We start from the raw sequence: 21,536 nt of genomic DNA on the forward strand, positions 1-21,536 counted from the left end.
TGGTCCTCCAAAATTATCTTCCACAACATTTTTTATACTTTTTACCACTTCCACATGGACAGTCATCATTTCTTCCTGTAGTATCTTCTTTTCTAACTGTTTTACTGTTAGCATCTTCATCTACATTAGATGATAAATGGTCAACATCTATAACTTGCTTTCTTTCAACTGGTTCTTCTATAGTTATATTGAATAAGTATTTTATAGTGTCTTCTTTTATATGAGCATTCATTTCATTGAACATATTAAATCCTTCATCAGTATATGCTATTACAGGGTCTTGTTGACCTATTGCACGAAGACCTATACCTTGACGTAATTGATCCATAGCATCTATATGATCTATCCAATGGCTATCAACTGCTTGAAGAAGTACAACTCTTTCCACTTCTCTCATTCTATCTGATCCTATTCTTTCTTCTTTTCCATTGTATATCTTCATAGCTATTTCAAATACTTTTTCTATAACTTGTTCTGTTTTAAGATTTTCTATATCAGAAACTTCTATGCTTCCTCTTGGCATGAATAAATTATACATATACTCTACAAATCTTTCTGCATCAAATCCATCTTGAGAGTATGACATAACACCTTCTTCTATTAAAGAATGAATCATATTTTCTATTTGCTCTTGTAAGTTTTCACCTTCAAGAACACGTCTTCTTTCAGCATATATTATTTCTCTTTGTTTATTCATAACATCATCATATTGAAGTACGTGCTTTCTTATTCCAAAGTTTCTACCTTCTACTTTCTTTTGAGCGCCTTCTATAGATTTAGTTAACATTTTATGTTCTATAGGCATATCTTCTTCAAGACCTATTTTTTCTACTACACTAGATATTCTTTCACTTCCAAATAATCTCATAAGATCATCTTCTAAAGATATATAGAATCTTGAGCTACCTGGGTCTCCTTGACGACCAGCACGTCCTCTTAACTGATTATCTATTCTTCTAGATTCATGTCTTTCTGTACCTATTATAGCAAGCCCTCCAGCTTTCATAACTTCTTCTTGCTCAGCTTTTGTTTCTTCTTTATATTTTTTATATAATTCTTCGTATTTTTCTCTAGCTGCAAATAACTCTTCGTTACCTTCTCGATCTATACCTTCTAAAGAAGCATCTACTTTATTTATTACACTTTCATCATATCCTAACTTCTTCATTTCTTTTTTAGTTAAGAATGTTGGGTTACCTCCTAGTACTATATCTGTACCACGACCTGCCATATTAGTTGCTATAGTTACAGCACCTAATCTACCAGCTTGAGCTATTATTTCAGCTTCTTTATCATGGTATTTAGCATTTAATACTTCATGCTTCACTCCCCTTCTCTTTAATAATTGAGATATTAATTCAGAGTTTTCTATTGATACAGTACCTACAAGTATAGGTTGCTTATTTTTATGTCTTTCTATTATATCTTCAACAACTGCATTAAATTTACCAACTACATTTTTATAAACTGCATCTGATAAATCTTGTCTTTGTACTGGCTTATTTGTAGGAATTTGAACTACATCCATTTTGTATATAGCCTTAAACTCTTCTTCCTCAGTTTTAGCAGTACCTGTCATTCCTGCAAGTTTATTATACATTCTAAAATAGTTTTGGAATGTTACAGTAGCTAAAGTTTTAGACTCTCTTTGTATTCTTAATCCTTCTTTAGCTTCTATAGCTTGATGCAATCCTTCTGAATATCTTCTACCAAACATAAGTCTTCCTGTAAATTCATCAACTATTATTATCTCTCCATCTTTTACTACATAATCAACATCTTTTTTCATATTTGTATGAGCCTTTAATGCTTGATTTATGTGATGATATAATTCCATATGAGCTATATCTGTTATATTTTCAACATTAAAGTAAACTTCTGCTTTTTGTATACCTGACTCAGTTAACGCAACTGATTTTTGCTTTTCATCAATTTCATAATCATCTGGCTTTAATGTTAATATAAATGTATTAGCATCTGAATATAAATGAGTAGATTTATCTCCAGGTCCAGATATTATAAGTGGTGTTCTTGCTTCATCAACAAGTATTGAGTCAACCTCATCCACTATAGCATAGTTTAATTCTCTTTGAACCATTTGCTCTTTATGAATTACCATATTATCTTTTAAGTAGTCAAATCCATATTCGTTATTTGTTCCGTAAGTTATATCACATTGATATTGTGCACGTCTTGTTTGTGGATCTTGTCCATGAACTATTACCCCAACAGTCATTCCTAAGAACTCATATACTTTTCCCATTTGCTCTTTGTCACGCTTTGCTAAGTAATCATTTACTGTAACAACATGTACACCCTTACCTGTAAGAGCATTTAAATAAACTGGAGCTGTTCCAACTAAAGTTTTACCTTCTCCTGTTTTCATCTCAGATATTCTACCTTGATGAAGAACTATTCCACCTATAAGTTGAACTCTATAGTGTCTCATTCCTAATACTCTTTTAGAGGCTTCTCTTACAACGGCAAAAGCTTCTGGTAGTATATCATCTAATGTTTCTCCATTTGCCAATCTCTCTTTAAATACATTTGTCATGTCTTTAAGCTCTTTATCTGACATAGATTCAAATTTTGGCTCTAATGAATCTATGCTATCAACTATCTTGTTGAATTTTTTTAGCTCTTTTTTATCTGCCATATTAAATAAATTATCTAAAAAACCCATGTTTAAAATCTCTCCTCGTACATTTATATAATATCTATATATTTTACCATAAAAATACTATATGTAATATTATTTGCTCAAAAAAAGCTATCGACATTTAAATTTATCAATAGCTCTTATAATTATTTATACTATATTATTCCGATTCTATTAATCCATATCCACCATTTTTACGTCTATATACTATAGATATACCATTTGACTCAGAATTCCTAAACATATAAAAATCATGTTCTGATAAATCCATTTGTAAAACAGCTTCTTCCGGACTCATTGGTTTTACACCAAATTTCTTAGTTCTTTTTATTACTATATCTAAATTATCTTCATTTGAAGAATAATCATTTTCTTCTATATCCTCTATCGCATCAAATCTTATACTTTCATTTGATTGATGTCTATCTTGTAGTCTCTTTTTATATTTTCTTAACTGCTTATTTAATTTGTCATATACAACATCTATAGCTGCATATAAATTTTCCTCTATATCTTCTGCTCTTATTATCGGACCACTTATAGGTATTATTGTAACCTCTACTTTTTGTCTTGCTTTTTTAGCACTCACTGTAACCTTTACATCTGTTGCTGGATGAAGGTAGAAATCCAATCTTCCTAATTTCTCTTCTATGGCATTTTTTATTCCATCTGTTAAATCCATTTGTTTTCCAGATATTATTATATTCATAAGAACATCTCCCTTCAGTTATACCAGTATAAATATTTATACTTTATTTTTATATTCTATATATCTGTTATAAAACCCTTTATTTTATTGTTAGCTTTTATAATTTAATATATTCAACTAAATAAAGATTTATTTAATTTAATAATAACTGTTAACAATGTGGATTATTATCCACTAATATACCTGTTGATAATGTGGATAAAATTGTTAATAAGTCTTACTTTTGTGTATTTCTAGCTATTTTTAACATTATATATATCCACAAATTTCAACTTAAGTTGTTACTAATTTATGTATTTATGTCAAATTTTATAATATATAATCAAATTTTTTGTAAAAAAAAAGCACCTAAAAAGGTACTTTTGAATATTTAGCTGACCTGGTTTTTGACCCCACACTCGCCTACTGGAGGGTTCGCTTGGGTTTGCCGCACTACTAGCTCTCTCGATTTTATACCGGTAGGTCTTACTTCTAAGCCGCACCATGATCATCAACCCCATTTTTAGTGTTGACTTACGTGGATCCCTTTGCCTGCGACTGGCTTGGACTTTCAACCACAGACCTAAATATTACTAACTTATTTTAATATTTTAAATGAATTATGTCAATAGAAAATTATGCCTTAACATAAAATGTATCTGTTCTAGTTAAGAAAGTAGATACAAAAACTTTATTTACTCCATTTATTTTTAAAATCTTTGATATTTCATTAACCGTTGAACCTGTCGTAAATATATCATCTACAAGTAATACATTTTTATTTTTTAAATCAATTCTATTATCTTTTATCATAAATGCATTTTTTAATTCATTAATTCGCTCTTCTTTACCTAATTTATATAATCTTTTTGTATTATATTTTCTTGATATATTATCTACAGTAGGTATATCTACTATCTTACTTAAATCCATAGCTATCTTTTCAGCTTGATTAAACCCTCTTTGTCTTAATCTTTTTTTATGTAATGGAACAAATAATATATAATCAAATTTAATATTTTCTAAATCTAATTTCTCTTTCATTATAGTTGCAATATATTTACTCAAATAAGTCTTATTATTATATTTTAGTCCAAAAACTATTTTTTTACTAATTTCTGTATATTCTACACAAGATATTACTTTATCAAAGTAAAAACTCTTATTTAAACAATAACTACAACCATCTATACTTTGTTCTTCTAAAGAATAATTAATTATAGGCTTACCACATTTAATACATCCGTCTAATATAAAATTTATATTACTAAAACAATCCTTGCACATAGAGTATGTAGTATTTTTGCTTATGGAACAATTACATAATATGCAACTTATATTTTCAGGGTATAAAAAATCTAAAAATACATTAATTAAATTAGTAATCAAATTCAAAAAAATATTTTGTATCATATTTATTTTATCAATAATCCTTCTTCCCTAAATTTATTTAATTTATACGATAAATTAGAATATCTATCATTAGTTCTATTATTTTTTATCATATATTCTAAATATTTTACATCCCCAACTAGTACAACTAACTTTTTAGCTCTTGTTACAGCTGTGTATAATAAATTTCTACTAAGTAACATTGGTGGAGCCCATGTTATAGGTATAACTACTACTGGAAACTCACTTCCTTGACTTTTATGTATAGTTGTACAAAAGCTATGGTCTAGTTCATCTAATTCATCATATCCATAGGATACGATTTTTACTTGATCGAATAAGACATATATTTTTTTATTCTCTTTATCAATATGATAAATATATCCTATATCCCCGTTGTATATACCTTCACCACTCTCACTTTTATCTTCATTTTCCCATTTTTTAGTATAGTTATTTTTTATTTGCATAACTTTATCGCCAACTCTAAATATACGCTTTTGAAAACTTTCTTCTACTTTAAACTTATGTGGTGGATTTAGATATTTTTGTAATTCATTATTTAAGTTTATTACTCCTAAATCACCTTTTCTCATAGACGAAAGTATTTGTATATCTTTTAGTTTATCTAATTTATAAAACTTTGGAAGCCTCTCACTTACTAACCCTACAATTTCCTCTATAACTTCTTCATTAGTTCCTTTTCTTAAAAAGAAAAAATCTTTACCTTTACTATTTAAAAATAATGGCTCTCCTTTATTTATTTTATGAGCATTCACTACTATCATACTTTCTCTAGCTTGTCTAAATATTTCATTTAATCTAACTACATTTATTACATTTGAATCAATCATATCCTTTAAAACATTTCCTGCACCTACTGATGGTAACTGGTCGCTATCTCCAACTAATATAAGTCTTGTTCCTGGCTTTATCGCTCTAAGTAAACTATACATAAGTAAAACATCTACCATAGATACTTCATCTATAATTATTACATCTGCAGTTATAGGGTCTTCCTCATTTTTCATAAATTGAAGCTCTTCACTATCTGTTGCATATCCCATTTCTAGTAGTCTATGTATAGTTTTTGCTTCTCTTCCTGATGTTTCACTCATTCTCTTAGCAGCTCTTCCCGTTGGTGCCGCTAATATAACTTCTTTTTTATTATTTTCGAATATTTTTATTATTGTGTTTATAGTTGTAGTTTTACCAGTTCCTGGTCCACCTGTAATTATAACTACTCCATTTTCTATAGCTTCTTTTACCGCCAATGATTGATTTTTAGCCAGTTTTATACTATTTTCTTCTTCTACATACTTAATTTCTTCATCTATATCTATATTTAAGTTTTCAAATTCAAACTGTGATAACTTTATTATTTGTTTGCAAACTCCATTTTCTGATAAATAATATGGTATTAAATAAATTAATTGTTCTCCATTAACATTTTCTATATGAACTTTTTGATCATATGCTAATGAAATTATACATTCTTCTATTATTGTAGATTTTACTTCTAGTAACTTTGATGCTTCTTGTAAAAGAATATGCTTTGGTAGATAGGTGTGCCCATTTCCTAACGATTGATTTAGTGTGTACAAAATTCCTTGTGATACTCTATCTTTAGAGTCTTTTTCAATACCTATTTTATTAGCAATATTATCTGCTATTTTAAATCCAATTCCCCTTATATCTTCTGCTAATTTATATGGATTTTCATTTATTATTTTAATTGCTTTATTTTTATATTTTTTATATATTCTCATACAGTAATTTGGAGTAATTCCATATGGAGATAGTTCAATTATTATATTTCTAAGTTCTCTATTTTCCTCATAGCTTTTTACTATTTGGTCTATTTTTTTACTTCCAATACCTTCTACTTCCTTTAATCTTTCGGGAGCATTTTGTATTACATTTAAAGTATCAACTCCAAATTTATCTACTATCCGTTTTGCCATTTTCTCTCCGATACCATGTATCATTCCCGATGATAAATATACATATATTCCTTCTAAGGAAGATGGAGTTATAGGCATAAATTTTTCTACTTCAAATTGTGTTCCATATGTCTTATGATTTACCCATTTTCCTTCTACTTCAATACTTTCTCCTACAGATAAAGTAGGCATACATCCTACTATAACAATCTCATTATCTGAATTAGCTAAGTGAGCTATAGTATATCCGTTATCTTCATTTTTAAATACTATATCACTTATCATTCCTTCTATTCTTTCCATATTTATTCTCCTACAATAATTACTATTTCTATACTTGTTTTAAGTTGTAATTATTATACCTTATTATAATAAATAAAATCACCCCTTAAAGTAAATTTACTCTAAGGGGTGTATAAATTAGGATTTATTTAAATTATTCTCCTAATGCTTCTTTTCTTAATATTTCTGCTTTATCTGTTCTTTCCCATGGTAAGTCTAAATCATTTCTTCCAAAGTGTCCATACGCAGCAACTTGCTTGTATATTGGCTTTCTTAAATCTAGATCTCTTATTATTGCACCTGGTCTTAAGTCAAAGTTCTTATTAACTAATTCAACTAATTTCTCTTCAGAAACTTTTCCTGTTCCAAAAGTATCTATAAATACTGATAATGGTCTAGCAACACCGATTGCATAAGCTAATTCTATCTCACACTTATCTGCAAGTCCTGCAGCAACTATATTTTTAGCTACGTATCTTGCAGCATAAGCAGCTGATCTATCAACCTTTGTAGGGTCTTTTCCTGAGAATGCTCCACCACCATGTCTAGAGTATCCTCCATAAGTATCTATTATTATTTTTCTACCTGTAAGACCTGTATCTCCTTGAGGACCTCCTATAACGAATCTTCCTGTTGGATTTATATATATTATAGTCTCTTCATCAAGTAATTCTGCAGGTATAACAGCTTTTATTACATGCTCTATTAAATCTCTTCTTATTGTTTCATTATCAACTTCTTCTCCATGTTGAGTTGATATAAGTATAGTATGAACTCTAACTACTTTATTTCCATCATATTCAACTGTAACTTGAGTTTTCCCATCTGGTCTTAAGTATTCTAAAGTTCCATTTTTTCTAACTTCTGTTAATCTTCTAGATAGCTTATGAGCTAATGATATTGGAAGAGGCATTAATTCTTCTGTTTCATTACAAGCAAAACCGAACATTATACCTTGGTCCCCAGCTCCTATTTTTTCTATTTCATCTTCAGTTACTTCACCTTTTTTATTTTCTAAAGCTTCATCCACACCCATTGCTATATCTCCTGATTGCTCATCTATAGAAGTTATAACAGCACAAGTGTCACAGTCAAATCCATACTTAGCTCTATCGTATCCGATTTCTTTTACTGTTTTTCTTACTAACTTTGGTATATCAACATAAGTATTAGTACTTATTTCTCCTGCTACTAATACTAATCCTGTTGTTACTGTTGTCTCACAAGCAACTCTAGCATGTGGGTCATTTTCTAATAATGCATCTAATATTGAGTCAGATATTTGGTCACATATCTTATCTGGATGCCCTTCTGTTACTGATTCTGATGTAAATAAATGTCTTGCCATAATCCATCCTCCTAAAATTTTTCACATATATTTATTATCACAAGGTGGTTAGTTTCATACGTATCTTGAAAATAAAAAAACCTCTTCTTAGTAAGAAGAGGTTAATTTTCGTATATAAATACATTAATTAACTAACCTCATCTTTCAAGATATAAAATCTTGTAGGATTTAGCACCGTTTCCCTAATGGGTGGTTGCTGGGCTTCATAGGGCCTGTCCCTCCGCCTCTCTTGATTACCTTATCAAGAGAGGCGGAGGGACAGGCCCTATGAAGCCCAGCAACCACCCATTAGGGAAACGGTGCTAAATCCTACAAGATTTTATATCTTGAAAGATGAGGTTAGTTAATTAATGTATTTATATACGAAAATTAACCTCTTCTTACTAAGAAGAGGTTNATCCATCCTCCTAAAATTTTTCACATATATTTATTATCACAAGGTGGTTAGTTTCATACGTATCTTGAAAATAAAAAAACCTCTTCTTAGTAAGAAGAGGTTAATTTTCGTATATAAATACATTAATTAACTAACCTCATCTTTCAAGATATAAAATCTTGTAGGATTTAGCACCGTTTCCCTAATGGGTGGTTGCTGGGCTTCATAGGGCCTGTCCCTCCGCCTCTCTTGATAAGGTAATCAAGAAATATTTATTTTTTATGTTAATATAATAAATTTTACTACCTTTTTATTCTAATGTCAATATATTATATAATAATTTATTTTTTAGTTTTATATATTTTAGTTTTATACTATAAAACTAGTTAATTCTTAATCTATTGCAAATTGATTATATATAAATTTAACTCTCAAATTTACTTTATTAAACCTTAAAGATAGGTATTTTTTATATAAATTTTTCATATATTTTTTTGGAAAGGGGGTTCCTATGTATTTAGCCAAAATAAATTATAAAAAAGAAAATGTAGTACAGGTGTTAAGCTCAATTATTAAAGATGTAATTGATGAAAATACAGTTATAGTTTGTATAGGAACAGATAGAGCTATAGGTGATGCACTTGGACCTTTAGTTGGAACAATGTTAAAAAACAGCGACTTCAAATACCCTGTCTACGGTACATTAGATAACCCTATCCATGCTTTAAATATATATGAATCTATTGAACATATAAAAAAATCCCATCCTAAAGGTAACTTTCTAGCTATAGATGCGTGTTTAGGTTCAAAAACCAGTATAGGCAATATACAAATAAGAGAAGGCCCTATCTTGCCCGGAAAAGGAGTAGGTAAAAAATTACCTCAAATAGGAAACTATTCAATAGTAGGTATAGTAGATAAAATAGATGAAAATAATAGATTTTCATTTAATAGTATCAGACTTAGTTTCATTCTAGAATTAGCCGAGATTATTTCTTTATCACTTTTACTTTCAACGTAACTTAAATACAAAAATAAAAAATCCTACTTTAAATAGTTTATTCCATTTAGAGCAGGATTTTTTATTTATATTTTATTTTTTATTAAATGTTCCACCCGATTTTAATAAATCTATTGAACTAAGTGCCTTTCCTGTTCCCGCAGCTACACAAGATAATGGCTCATTAGCAACTATTACCTTTATACCTGTTCTTTCCTCTATTCTTTTATCTAATCCGTATAATAATGATCCTCCACCTGTCATAATTATACCTCTATCACTTATATCTGCCGCTAATTCTGGAGGTGTTTTTTCTAGTACTACATGTGCCGTAACCACTATCTGCTCAACGCACTCATCCAAAGCTTCTAACATTTCTGAAGAAGATACTTCTATGGCATAAGGTAATCCAGTAATTAAGTTTCTACCTGTTACTCTCATAGTTTTCTCTTCTTCTCTTTTATATGCACAACCTATTTCTATTTTTATTTTTTCTGCAGTTCTTTCTCCTATTAGAAGGTTATGTTGTTTCTTCATATACCTTACTATTGCCTCATCAAATTTATCTCCACCTATTTTTATAGACTCACTTACTACAGCTCCACCTAGAGATATTACAGCTACATCTGCTGTTCCTCCTCCTATATCTATAACCATATTTCCATGAGGTTGAGATATATCTATTCCTGCCCCTATTGCAGCCGCTATAGGCTCTTCTATTATATATACCTCTCTTGCACCAGCCTGTCTTGTTGCTTCTTCTACAGCTCTTTTTTCAACTTCTGTAACTCCAGTAGGCACACATACCATTATTCTAGGCATAAAGAATCTACCAAATCCTTTTTTATCTACGACTTTATCTATAAAATACTTTAACATGTTTTCAGTTACATCATAATCTGATATAACACCATCTCTTAAAGGTCTTATTGCAACTATATTCCCTGGCGTTCTTCCTATCATTCTCCTAGCTTCTTCACCTACTGCTAATACAGAATTATCTTTCTTATCTATTGCTACAACAGAGGGTTCTTCTAGAACAATTCCTTTTCCACTAACATATACAAGTACATTTGCCGTACCTAAATCTATACCTATATCTGCTCTAGACATTTCTTCAACTCCTTTTTTATTTTTAACTCCTATTATACAAAATATACAAAAACTTTATTTAAGTCAAGAAAAAGATGTAGGTATCACCCTACATCTTTTTTCGTTTCTTTTTCATATTTAAGTTTTGTTGCCATTCCACCTCTGATGTGTCTCTCAGATTTATTTTTTTCTAAAACCATTTTAACCTCTTTTGCAAGGGTTGGGTTTATTTCCTCTAATCGTTCAGTAACATCCTTGTGAATAGTACTTTTACTCACACCAAATGTCTTAGCGGTTTGTCTTACTGTAGTATTCTTTTCTAGTATATATTTTGCTACAACGATTGCTCGCTCCTCTATATGAGACCTCACTACATTCCCTCCTCACATACTAACCTTAATGATATATATGTGAGTTAAGCAAAAAATATAACAGACTCAATCATTTTTGATTAAAGTCTGTTATATTTTTTAGTAACGTATATTTGTTGACAATATAAGCTAAGTTATTTTTATTTAAGAAGCGTCATAGGATCTATAGATTCTTCACCTTTAAAAGCTTCTACATGTACATGTGTTCCATCTTCACTTTCAACTGAAGTAGTATTTCCAACTGTACCTAATACTTGACCTTCTGTAACTTCCTGTCCTTTTTTAACATTAGTTTTTTCATCTAAGTTAGAGTATACAACTACTACGTTATTAGCACTTTCTACTCTTACTGATATTCCATGTTTATCATCTTTAAATACATTAACTACTTTTCCATCTAATAGAGATTTTACTTCATAACCTTTATCTGCACTTATATCTAAACCTTTATGTATTTCCCATAAATCTAATGTTTTTGAATAACTTGGTTCTTTTTCAGAGTATTCTCTAACAACTTTAGTCCCTAAGAAACTTAATTTTGAACTTTTATTTTCTTGTTTTTCTTTGGCTTTTTCTAAGTTTTCCTTTGACTCAGTTGAAGTAGGTATAGAGTCGTCTTTTTCTGCTTCTTTTTCTATTAAATGTACTTCATCTTCGTCTCTTTTGCTATTTTCGTTAGTCTTATTTACAAATAAATCATTTGAAGTTAACTCATCTACATTATTTTTTGTAAACCAAACCCCACCAATAGCTACTAAACATATGCATACAAATAAAGCCAAGTAAAAACCATCTTTTTCTAATAGTTTTTTCTTCATACAGCACCTCCAAATATATTGTGTATCTGTATTGTTAGCCTTATTTTCTAATTTTATACAATTTAATCACTTTTTTACATTTATTTTTAATACTTTAATATAAATCCTTTATTGTTGTATCTTTATAGTAATGAGATAGTATTTCATAGTATTTATATCCCTCTTCTGCCATTCCATTAGCCCCCCACTGGCTCATTCCTACTCCATGTCCGTATCCCTTTACTACAAAGTCTAGAGAGTTAGTGTCAAATTTTATTTCAAAGTTTGCTGAGTTTAAATTTAATATATTTCTTATATCTCTACCTGTAAGTTCTTTATTCCCTAATTTTATTTTTTCAACGGATCCCCCATCACTTCTATTTAATATTTTAATTTGAGAGCTAAGATTATTTTGAGTTATATTTATATCACTATATGTACTTTTTAATTTACTTACAAAATCTTTATTACTTATTTTTAATGTAGATGCGTATTTTGGTGCATATTTATCATATGGACTATCTACCGATCTTAGATATGGATATTCAGTTGAAAATACCTCTTCACTATTTTCAGTTTTTCCTGATGATGTTGAAAAATATAATGGTAATATAGGTTCTCCATTATAAGTTATGATATGTCCTTTTGTTTCATTTACTGCTTGTTTTACTTTAGGATAAGAGTTTTTTATCCAATCTTCACCTTTGGATTTTTTTAATTCTTCATAGCTTTTATATTCTTGACAATGAGTATAATCCGTACATACAGCTGCACCTTTGTGCTTAGATGTTTCATTTTCTTGATTATACATAACATAAGTTCTAGCTGCAACAGCTTGTGCCTTTAATGCTTCTATATTAAAATCTGAAGGCATTTCTCCTGAAAGTACCCCATATAAATACTCTTCTATATCCATTTGTTGTGTTTTTCCTGTTTTATGGTTGTATATATTAATTTTAGGTGAATCTTTATCTACCGTTTCATAATTTATATATTTTGAGGATGATTTTTTTTCTATTAGTTGTTCTTGTTTTTGAGGAGTATTGGTTTCTATATCATCATAAGAGACTACACTTAAAAATATTGGTAATGTAACTGAGCATACTATTACTCCTGCTAAAATTCTTAAAGGGTTATTCATATACTTTTCCTCCTTAGATTACTTATCTTTAAAGTATATGAATAACCCTTTATATTATATTACTATAAAATTTTATTTATTAATCTTCTATTATTTGTATGTTTCCACCTAATGCAGTTATCTTCTTATCTATATCTACATATCCTCTTTGTATGTGGTATATTTCACCTATTTGAGTTTCCCCTTCAGCTATAAGACCACATAATATAAGTGCAGCACCTGCTCTTAAATCTGTAGCATTTACTTTAGCACCGTATAGTTGATTAACACCCTTAACAATTGCACTTCTACCTTCTATTTTTATATCTGCACCCATTCTATTGAACTCTGCAACGTGCATAAATCTATTTTCAAATACAGTTTCTATTACAGTTCCACTTCCATTTGCAACAGTAAGCATAGCCATAAATTGAGCTTGAACATCTGTTGGGAATCCTGGATGTGGTAAAGTTTTTATATCAATAGGTTTTAAAACTTCTGGACCTATTACTCTAACTGCATTTTCCATTTCGATAATTTCACAACCTGCTTCTATTAATTTAGCTGTTACAGGCTTTAAATGATCCATTATTACGTTTTCTATAGTTATATCACCTTTAGTCATAGCTGCTGCAACCATATATGTTGCCGCTTCTATTCTATCAGGAATTACATTATGCTCTGTTCCTATTAATTCTTTTACACCTTTTATTTTTATCGTGTTTGTTCCAGCACCCTTTACATTAGCACCCATTTCATTTAAGAAGTTTGCTAAATCTACTATTTCTGGTTCCTCTGCTGCGTTTTCTATTATAGTCGTTCCCTCTGCAAGTGCTGCTGCCATCATTATATTTTCAGTTGCACCAACTGATGGGAAGTCTAAGTATAATTTATTACCTACTAATTTTTCAGTTGTAGCTTCTACAAATCCATGATCCATATCAACTTTAGCACCTAAGTGCTTAAATCCTTTTAGATGTAAATCTATTGGTCTAGTTCCTATAGCACATCCACCTGGCATAGATATCTTTGTATGATTAAATCTTGCAAGTAATGGTCCCATTACTAAGAAAGATGCTCTCATCTTTCTTACAAGCTCATATGGAGCTTCGCATGTTGTTATATTAGTAGCATCTACAGTTAAAGTATTATTATTATACTCTACCTCTGCTCCTAAATGTCTTAATAAATCAGATATAACATGTACATCTTTTAAATTTGGAACTCCATTTAATGTAGACTTTCCCTTTGCTAATAATGTTGCTGCTATTATAGGTAATACTGCATTTTTTGCTCCATCTATTTTAACGCTTCCTTTAAGCGGATTACTCTTTTTAACTAATATCTTAGGCATATTTTTATTCTCTCCTCATTATCAATAATCTAGTTTTATAATCGGTGTAGCTATGTATATTAATGTTTTATCATCATCCTCGCTATACCTAATTCCTATATTTAAATTTATCTTATTTCCTAAATACTCTAAATAATTTTCATCAAATAGTTCACTATATGCTGTAATAGATACCATGTTCTCGCTTTCGACTCTATCTATTTCTTCAGCACTCATATTATATAATATTTCTTGGAAAATATCATCATATTTGCTAAATTGTAATTTTTTAGAAAACTCTCCCGATATACATGTACTTATATCAACGATATTTGAATATTTATATAGTGATTTCTCAAGAATTGTATAAATATCCACTATATTTTTATATACCTTATTGTCCAATATGTCAACAATTATATATGATTCATTACTATTTTTTTTAATCCCAATTATAGAAATGCTTTTATTAGAATTATTTGATTGAATATATATCTGTTTTTCTTTTTCACCCCATTTTTCTTCCCACTTTATATCACTTTCTTCTAAACCCAAGTCATTAATTATATCTATGCATATATCTTTTATTTCATTCTTAGTTATATCATAATTTATTAATCCATTAGCTTTTATATTATAAAATTTAAAATCTGCTTGTGTATTATTAAATGTTTCCAAAAATTTATCATATCCACTATTATCAGTGTCCCCATATGAAATAAATATGCCTATTAACATTAGTATAAAAAAACTAGCTATAACTTTAACTATTTTCATTTAAAAATCCCCCTTAAAATTATCATTTCATACTTAAATTATTGACAACTTTAAGGAGGATATACTTTTATAAATTATTTTTATATCTATTCAACTGTTACTGATTTAGCTAAGTTTCTTGGTTTATCTACATCACAACCTCTTTCAACTGCAACATAGTAAGATAATAATTGAAGTGGTAAAACTGTTAATATACTAGATACTATATCATCTACATTTGGTATATATATTACCTTATCAGCAGCTTTTTCAACTTCTGTATTCTTTTCTTGAGCTATAGCTATTACATACGCTCCTCTAGCTCTAACTTCTTCCATGTTAGATACCATTTTTTCGAATAACTCTTCTTGAGTTGCTATCGCTATTACTGGAGTTCCTTTTTCTATTAATGCTATTGTACCGTGCTTTAATTCACCAGCAGCAAAAGCTTCTGCATGTATATAAGATATTTCTTTTATCTTTAATGCACCTTCCATAGCTAAGTTGTAATCTAATCCTCTACCTAAGTAGAAAGCACTATTTGCATCTTTTAATGTTTTTGCAACATCATTTTTTATATATTCTTCTTGCTCTAAAGCTTTCGATACCTTTTCTGGCATTTCTTTTAACTTATCTATCATTTCATTGTAGAATTCTCTTGTTATAGTACCTTTCTTTATAGCAAAATCTAATGCTATCATATAGAATGATACTAATTGAGTTGTATAAGCTTTAGTAGATGCAACAGATATTTCTGGACCTGCCCAAGTATAGAATACATCATCTGATTCTCTAGCTATAGAAGATCCTACAACATTAGTTACTGATAATATTCTAGCTCCTCTTTCCTTAGCATATCTTAAAGATGCTAAAGTATCTGCTGTTTCACCTGATTGACTTACTAATATTAATAAAGTATTTTCGTCAACAAATGGATCTCTGTATCTAAATTCAGATGCTATATCTGTTATTACTGGTATTTTTGCAAACTTTTCTATAGCAAATTTACCAACAAGACCTGCATGATATGCAGTACCACATGCAACTATATAAACTTTATTTATTTTATCTAAGTCTTCCTTAGTCATTTTTATATCATCTAATTGTATTTCTCCATTATCATTTAATCTTCTTATTAATGTTTCCTTAACACCGTTTGGTTGCTCGTATATTTCTTTTAACATGAAGTGCTCATATCCACCTTTAGATGCAGCTTCTACGTCCCATGTTATCTCTGTAACTTCTTTTTCAACAACGTTTCTATTCTCATCTAATATAGTTAACTTATCTCCAACTATATGAACAAATTCACCATTTTCTAAAAAGTATACATTTCTTGTATATTTTAATATAGCAGGTATATCTGATGCTATAAAGTTTTCACCTTCTCCAAGACCTACAACTAATGGACTATCCTTTCTAACTGCAACTAATTCATTGTTGTTATCCTTGCATATAACACCTAAAGCATATGCTCCTCTTAATCTTTCAGTTGCTTTATAAACAGCATCTAGTAAATTTCCTTCATAGTACTTATCTACTAAATGAGCTACAACTTCTGTATCTGTTTGAGATAAGAATACAACACCTTCAGCTTGTAATTCTTCTTTTAACTCCATGTAGTTTTCTATTATACCATTGTGTACAACAGCTATTGTTCTATCCATATTAAAATGAGGATGAGAGTTTACATCAGATGGTTCTCCGTGAGTTGCCCATCTAGTATGTCCTATTCCTAATCCACCTAATATTGGAGATTTTTCTAAATCTTCAGCAAGTATTGCTAATCTTCCTTTAAACTTTCTTATTTCTAATTCATTTCCAGTATTAACTGCAACTCCTGCAGAATCATATCCTCTGTACTCTAATTTAGAAAGTCCTTCTACTAAAACTTCTGTTGCTTGTCTGTGTCCTAAATATCCAACTATTCCACACATATTAAATTCCTCCTAAAAATATTATTATTTATATTTTTAGAGTTAGGTCATATATTATTCACTTAAGCTTCCCTTTGTGTATAGAATTACTCCTATATTTTAAGAAAGTTCTTTCGATGGTGAACTCACCGCAGAGCATCCGCCGACAATTCGATAAACTCTGACCTCGTCAACTTAGTTTTATAATATCAATTCGTTGTCGCTAGTAACTAAGTTCTGGCGCTTATTGATGAGCACAAATTTTATTTTTGTACTCACCTTAAAAATTATGATAATTTTTCTTGTATAAGATTAGCTAAGTTTGTTGCTAATTCTTTTATTTGACCTTCCTCTTTACCTTCTAACATAACTCTTACTAATGGCTCTGTTCCTGATGGTCTAATTAAGACTCTTCCACATCCATCTAGTAATTTTTCTATTCTTTCTATCTCAGATTTTATCTCTGGATATTCCATATATCTATTCTTGTTTTCATTTTTTATTCTAGCATTAACTAATACTTGTGGGTATTGAGTCATTACAGCTGCAAGTTCTGATAAATTTTTGCCTTCTTCTAGTACTATTTGAGCTAATACTAAAGAGCTTAAAACTCCATCTCCAGTTGTATTATAGTCTAAGAATATCATATGCCCTGATTGCTCTCCACCAAGGTTATATCCACTATTTTTCATTTCTTCTAATACATATCTATCTCCTACAGCAGTAGTAGCTAGATTTATACCATGCTCTTTTGCCGCTATAGTAAGTCCTATATTACTCATGACTGTAACTACTAAAGTATCTTGTGCTAATTTACCTTTATTTTTTAAATGTATAGCACTTAATACCATTATATGATCTCCATCTACAATGTTTCCATTTTCATCAACAGCAATTAATCTATCTGCATCTCCATCATATGCAAGACCTAAGTTAGCTTTATGCTTAACAACAGCCTCTTGTAATTTTTCTGGATGTGTAGATCCACACTTATCATTTATATTATTTCCATCTGGTTCACTATTTATAGTTACTACATTTGCTCCTAATTCGCTAAATATTGTTGGTGCAACTTTATATGCTGCTCCATTAGCACAATCTAGCACTACCTTTAATCCTTTAAAATCAACATTTACTATAGATTTTAAATAGTCTATATAATCTCTTTGAGCGTTATGAACAAATATTTTTCTTCCAACTTTTTCACCAACTGGATGATAATCTACTTTTTCTATATTATCTATATACCCTTCTATTTCTAACTCAACTGCATCATCTAGTTTGTATCCATCTTTATTAAAGAACTTTATACCGTTGTATTCAACTGGATTATGAGATGCTGATATAACAACTCCACAATCAGCTTCATATTTTTTAGTTAAATATGCAACACCAGGAGTTGGTATTACTCCAACTATAACAACATCACATCCTACAGACATAAGACCTGCAACTAATGCTGCTTCTAACATATCCCCTGAAACTCTAGTATCTTTACCAACTATTACTTTAACTTTATCTTTTCCTTGAGCTAATACATATCCACCAGCTCTACCTAATTTATATGCTAAATCACAAGTAAGTTCTGTATTTGCTACCCCTCTTACTCCATCTGTTCCAAAATATTTTCTCATTAAAGATCTCCTTTCAAAAAGAAAAAACGTATAAGTATATTATTATGTATATTTAAATTGTATTATTCTCTTAGTTTAATCCATAAAGACATTTTAATACAGATAGGGAAAAAGAACAATATAATTATTTAAAATCTACACTATAGAGTAATTCATATACTTTAAAGTTAAACGATTAATATTATATTACTTTATTTTATAATATACAATTTTATAGCATATATAATAAATAAGATGCAACAATAATTATTTATGATTATTGTTGCATCTTATTACTAAGTCTATGACTCTTCTATAGTTACAATATCCGGATCTATATTTATTTTTTCTATTTCATATATAGATTCATATTTTATCTTACAAGTATTATCTTCTAAGGATACTTCATTTAAATCAATATATAACTTTATATCATCTTTATTTATTGAGCCTATACTTTGTAAGTATTCTATACTAACATTAATACTGTTAGGAAATTTTATTTTGCTTTTATCTATATTTTCTGTATTGTTTCTTATTTCTATATTCTCAGCTGTATACGTATATTCTGCTACTGCATTCTCTTCAGAATTCTTTTTTATTGTAATATACTTTGTTTCTATAGTTATCCCACTCGGAACTTGTAAGTATATATCTTTACTTGTTCCAGGTAAGATTTCAGATAACTTTACAGGTTGAGTTTCTATATCATTTATAGAATCTACAATATCTTTTTTACCTTTTATAGTTACTGTATTCTGACTCATTGTATAATTTACACCTGATTCGCTATTATCAGGTAACTTTAATGTTATTGGAACAGTCTTTTGAGTTAATAAGGTTATATTAACGTTAACTGAATCTTTTTCTAATTCTATCCCTTCTACAACCTTACCATTAGCATCTACTGGCTCTAACTTTATACTCTGTGAAAAATCATTAAGTTCTCCATTAACTTTAACTGTTCCTACGACTCTTTTTACTTTATTAACCAAACTTCTTGGTCCAGATACACTAACTTTATCTATATTATCTTGTAACATAATATTGTCTACATTATTTTTTCCACTACCAGTTATATCTACTTTTATACTTTTATCTTCACTAATAATTTTTTCTAAAGTAACAATCATAACTGGATTTTTAAAATCATAGTTTACTCTTTGAGAAGTAGATACTTTTAAATATATCTCATTATTTCCTTCCAGAGGATTATTTATTTGTCCATATACATTTATATCATCTTTTGTTACTTTTTTTAGATTGGATAATTTCCCAGTAACATATATATTAGTTGTAAGTTCTTGTTCTGGATAAATAACAAGATCTCTTTCATTTAATTCATTTTTATTAGTTATTGTAACAGGTATATTTTCAAATAATTTAGTTTCCTCTGGATCTACAATTGCCATAACATACATCCATAGTACCATAGCGCTTAATAGGGATATAATCTTTATTTTAGAATTATTTTTCAATTTATTTATCATTTAAATATCCCACCTTTAAAAAAGCCTTTTTCTTGAGTAGTAACCTTTAGATTACTTCTTAATATATTAATCATTCTTTCCTTTGATATATTTCTATATAGTTTACCTGATTTAGCTATAGATACATCTCCAGTTTCTTCTGATACTATTAATGATATACAATCAGAAACTTCACTTACTCCTACTGCTGCTCTATGTCTAGTACCTAAATCCTTACTCAAATCCTTCGATTGAGTTAACGGAAGAAAGCATGCCGCTGCTTTTATTTGAGCATCCCTTATAACGACTGCTCCATCATGTAAAGGAGTATTAGGTATAAAAATATTTATCAATAATTGTCTTGATATTGCACCATCAATACTTGTACCTGTATTTATTATATCTCCTATTTTAGTTTGTCTCTCTAATATAATAAGAGCCCCTATTTTCTGTCTAGATAAAGAATATAATGCTTCTACGATCTCTTCTATTGTTTTATTAAAAATTTCTTCTGATGTACTTATGCTATTCTTCGAAAAGAAATTAAATTTTGTTCTTCCTATATGTTCAAGCCCTGCTCTAAGTTCTGGTTGAAATATTACCAATGCAGCTATAAAACCTAAATCAAGAGCTTTTATTAATAGCCAATATAATGTATGTAGCTTTAAAATTTCACTAATTTGTGTAGCTACAAATAACAAAACAATTCCTTTTAAAACCTGTTCTGCTCTAGTATCTTTAATGAACATAAATATCTTATAAAATATGTACGCTACTATTAATATATCTATAATATCATTTAGACTCATACTAAATATCATATCAAAAAATCCACCGAAAAAGGAATTCATATCCAACACAATTTGTTCCTCCTATTTGAGATTTATTAATAATTTGCACTATTACACTATGTATTATACTATATTCATCTAAGTATATACAAACTATTTAATATATAGTTTATTTTATAAAAAAAAAGTTTCACTAATGTGAAACTTTTAAAATGGTGAGCGCACAGGGATTCGAACCCCGGACACACGCCTTAGAAGGGCGTTGCTCTATCCAGCTGAGCTATGCACCCATATTTTATTATGGAGCGGGAAACGAGATTCGAACTCGCGACTTTCACCTTGGCAAGGTGACGCTCTACCACTGAACTATTCCCGCAGATACAATGGCGGGAATAACAGGACTCGAACCTGTGACCCATTGATTAACAGTCAATTGCTCTACCAACTGAGCCATATTCCCGCGTATTTAATTAAGTTGGCGACCTGGAAGGGACTCGAACCCTCGACCTCCAGCGTGACAGGCTGGCATTCTAACCAGCTGAACTACCAGGCCGCGAATGGTGGGACTAACAGGGCTCGAACCTGTGACC

16 protein-coding genes, 4 tRNA genes and 3 riboswitches are annotated in these 21,536 nt (G+C 29.6%); of the genes, 1 reads left to right on the forward strand and 19 read right to left on the reverse strand.

Translation table 11 applies throughout. From position 1 onward, the window contains the following. Nucleotides 1–13: 13 nt before the first annotated feature. The 5 genes from secA to metK all read right to left on the reverse strand — a co-directional run bounded on the left by secA (nt 14) and on the right by metK (nt 8,312). Entirely contained in the window at nt 14–2,683 is a 2,670-nt protein-coding gene (gene secA / locus BN7997_RS14640) for a preprotein translocase subunit SecA (protein ID WP_071121565.1), read from the reverse strand. 136 nt (nt 2,684–2,819) lie between these two features. Further along, nucleotides 2,820–3,368 carry a ribosome hibernation-promoting factor, HPF/YfiA family gene (gene hpf, locus BN7997_RS14645; RefSeq protein ID WP_071121566.1) on the reverse strand — a complete coding sequence of 183 codons (549 nt, stop codon included), beginning with the start codon at nt 3,366–3,368 and terminating at the stop codon, nt 2,820–2,822. 615 nt (nt 3,369–3,983) lie between these two features. Continuing rightward, nucleotides 3,984–4,760 (reverse strand): ComF family protein, encoded by a 777-nt coding sequence (locus BN7997_RS14650; RefSeq protein ID WP_083335155.1) that lies wholly within the window; start codon nt 4,758–4,760, stop codon nt 3,984–3,986. Between the two features lie 2 nt (nt 4,761–4,762). After that, a complete protein-coding gene (gene recD2, locus BN7997_RS14655; protein WP_071121568.1) occupies nt 4,763–6,985 on the reverse strand; it encodes an SF1B family DNA helicase RecD2 in 2,223 nt (740 codons plus the stop codon). Nucleotides 6,986–7,118: 133 nt separating this feature from the next. Next, entirely contained in the window at nt 7,119–8,312 is a 1,194-nt protein-coding gene (gene metK, locus BN7997_RS14660) for a methionine adenosyltransferase (RefSeq protein WP_071121569.1), read from the reverse strand. Nucleotides 8,313–8,446: 134 nt separating this feature from the next. Next, nucleotides 8,447–8,551: riboswitch (SAM riboswitch) on the reverse strand. After that, a riboswitch (SAM riboswitch) is annotated at nt 8,548–8,652 on the forward strand. It overlaps the preceding riboswitch by 4 nt. Nucleotides 8,653–8,842: 190 nt before the next feature. Beyond that, nucleotides 8,843–8,947, reverse strand: a riboswitch (SAM riboswitch). Between the two features lie 252 nt (nt 8,948–9,199). On the opposite strand from metK, the gene yyaC reads away from it, so the two are divergent. Then, entirely contained in the window at nt 9,200–9,709 is a 510-nt protein-coding gene (gene yyaC, locus BN7997_RS14665) for a spore protease YyaC (protein WP_071121570.1), read from the forward strand. A 72-nt stretch (nt 9,710–9,781) separates the two neighbouring features. Here the strand turns inward: yyaC and mreB are convergent, their stop codons facing one another. The 14 genes from mreB to BN7997_RS14735 form a co-directional block, all read right to left on the reverse strand. Beyond that, nucleotides 9,782–10,801: a rod shape-determining protein gene (gene mreB, locus BN7997_RS14670; RefSeq protein WP_071121571.1), complete on the reverse strand. Its 1,020-nt coding sequence runs from the start codon at nt 10,799–10,801 to the stop codon at nt 9,782–9,784. An 83-nt stretch (nt 10,802–10,884) separates the two neighbouring features. Continuing rightward, nucleotides 10,885–11,151, reverse strand: a complete 267-nt coding sequence (gene spoIIID / locus BN7997_RS14675) for a sporulation transcriptional regulator SpoIIID (protein ID WP_071121572.1) — start codon at nt 11,149–11,151, stop codon at nt 10,885–10,887. Nucleotides 11,152–11,291: 140 nt separating this feature from the next. Beyond that, nucleotides 11,292–11,969 (reverse strand): M23 family metallopeptidase, encoded by a 678-nt coding sequence (locus tag BN7997_RS14680; protein ID WP_071121573.1) that lies wholly within the window; start codon nt 11,967–11,969, stop codon nt 11,292–11,294. Between the two features lie 94 nt (nt 11,970–12,063). After that, the gene (gene spoIID, locus BN7997_RS14685; protein WP_071121574.1) at nt 12,064–13,089 is read right to left on the reverse strand and encodes a stage II sporulation protein D; all 1,026 of its coding nucleotides are present in this window, start codon (nt 13,087–13,089) and stop codon (nt 12,064–12,066) included. A gap of 79 nt (nt 13,090–13,168) precedes the next feature. Continuing rightward, nucleotides 13,169–14,422 carry a UDP-N-acetylglucosamine 1-carboxyvinyltransferase gene (gene murA / locus BN7997_RS14690; RefSeq protein WP_071121575.1) on the reverse strand — a complete coding sequence of 418 codons (1,254 nt, stop codon included), beginning with the start codon at nt 14,420–14,422 and terminating at the stop codon, nt 13,169–13,171. Between the two features lie 21 nt (nt 14,423–14,443). After that, nucleotides 14,444–15,178, reverse strand: coding sequence for a YwmB family TATA-box binding protein (locus BN7997_RS14695; protein ID WP_071121576.1), 735 nt, complete (start codon nt 15,176–15,178; stop codon nt 14,444–14,446). An 86-nt stretch (nt 15,179–15,264) separates the two neighbouring features. Then, on the reverse strand, nt 15,265–17,094 hold the full coding sequence (gene glmS / locus BN7997_RS14700) for a glutamine--fructose-6-phosphate transaminase (isomerizing) (RefSeq protein ID WP_071121577.1): 1,830 nt from the start codon (nt 17,092–17,094) through the stop codon (nt 15,265–15,267). 266 nt (nt 17,095–17,360) lie between these two features. Continuing rightward, entirely contained in the window at nt 17,361–18,707 is a 1,347-nt protein-coding gene (gene glmM, locus BN7997_RS14705) for a phosphoglucosamine mutase (protein WP_071121578.1), read from the reverse strand. A gap of 281 nt (nt 18,708–18,988) precedes the next feature. Beyond that, nucleotides 18,989–20,176: a CdaR family protein gene (locus tag BN7997_RS14710; protein WP_071121579.1), complete on the reverse strand. Its 1,188-nt coding sequence runs from the start codon at nt 20,174–20,176 to the stop codon at nt 18,989–18,991. Then, the gene (cdaA, locus tag BN7997_RS14715; RefSeq protein WP_143023251.1) at nt 20,173–21,015 is read right to left on the reverse strand and encodes a diadenylate cyclase CdaA; all 843 of its coding nucleotides are present in this window, start codon (nt 21,013–21,015) and stop codon (nt 20,173–20,175) included. The genes BN7997_RS14710 and cdaA overlap by 4 nt, the downstream gene beginning before the upstream one ends. A gap of 144 nt (nt 21,016–21,159) precedes the next feature. Continuing rightward, a tRNA-Arg gene (locus BN7997_RS14720) sits at nt 21,160–21,236 on the reverse strand. A gap of 11 nt (nt 21,237–21,247) precedes the next feature. After that, nucleotides 21,248–21,322 (reverse strand) — tRNA-Gly (locus BN7997_RS14725). An 8-nt stretch (nt 21,323–21,330) separates the two neighbouring features. Then, nucleotides 21,331–21,406 (reverse strand) — tRNA-Asn (locus BN7997_RS14730). A 16-nt stretch (nt 21,407–21,422) separates the two neighbouring features. Then, nucleotides 21,423–21,499, reverse strand: a tRNA-Asp gene (locus BN7997_RS14735). Between the last annotated feature and the right edge of the window lie 37 nt (nt 21,500–21,536).

This window comes from Romboutsia timonensis (genome assembly GCF_900106845.1).
Taxonomy (GTDB): Bacteria; Bacillota; Clostridia; order Peptostreptococcales; family Peptostreptococcaceae; genus Romboutsia; species Romboutsia timonensis.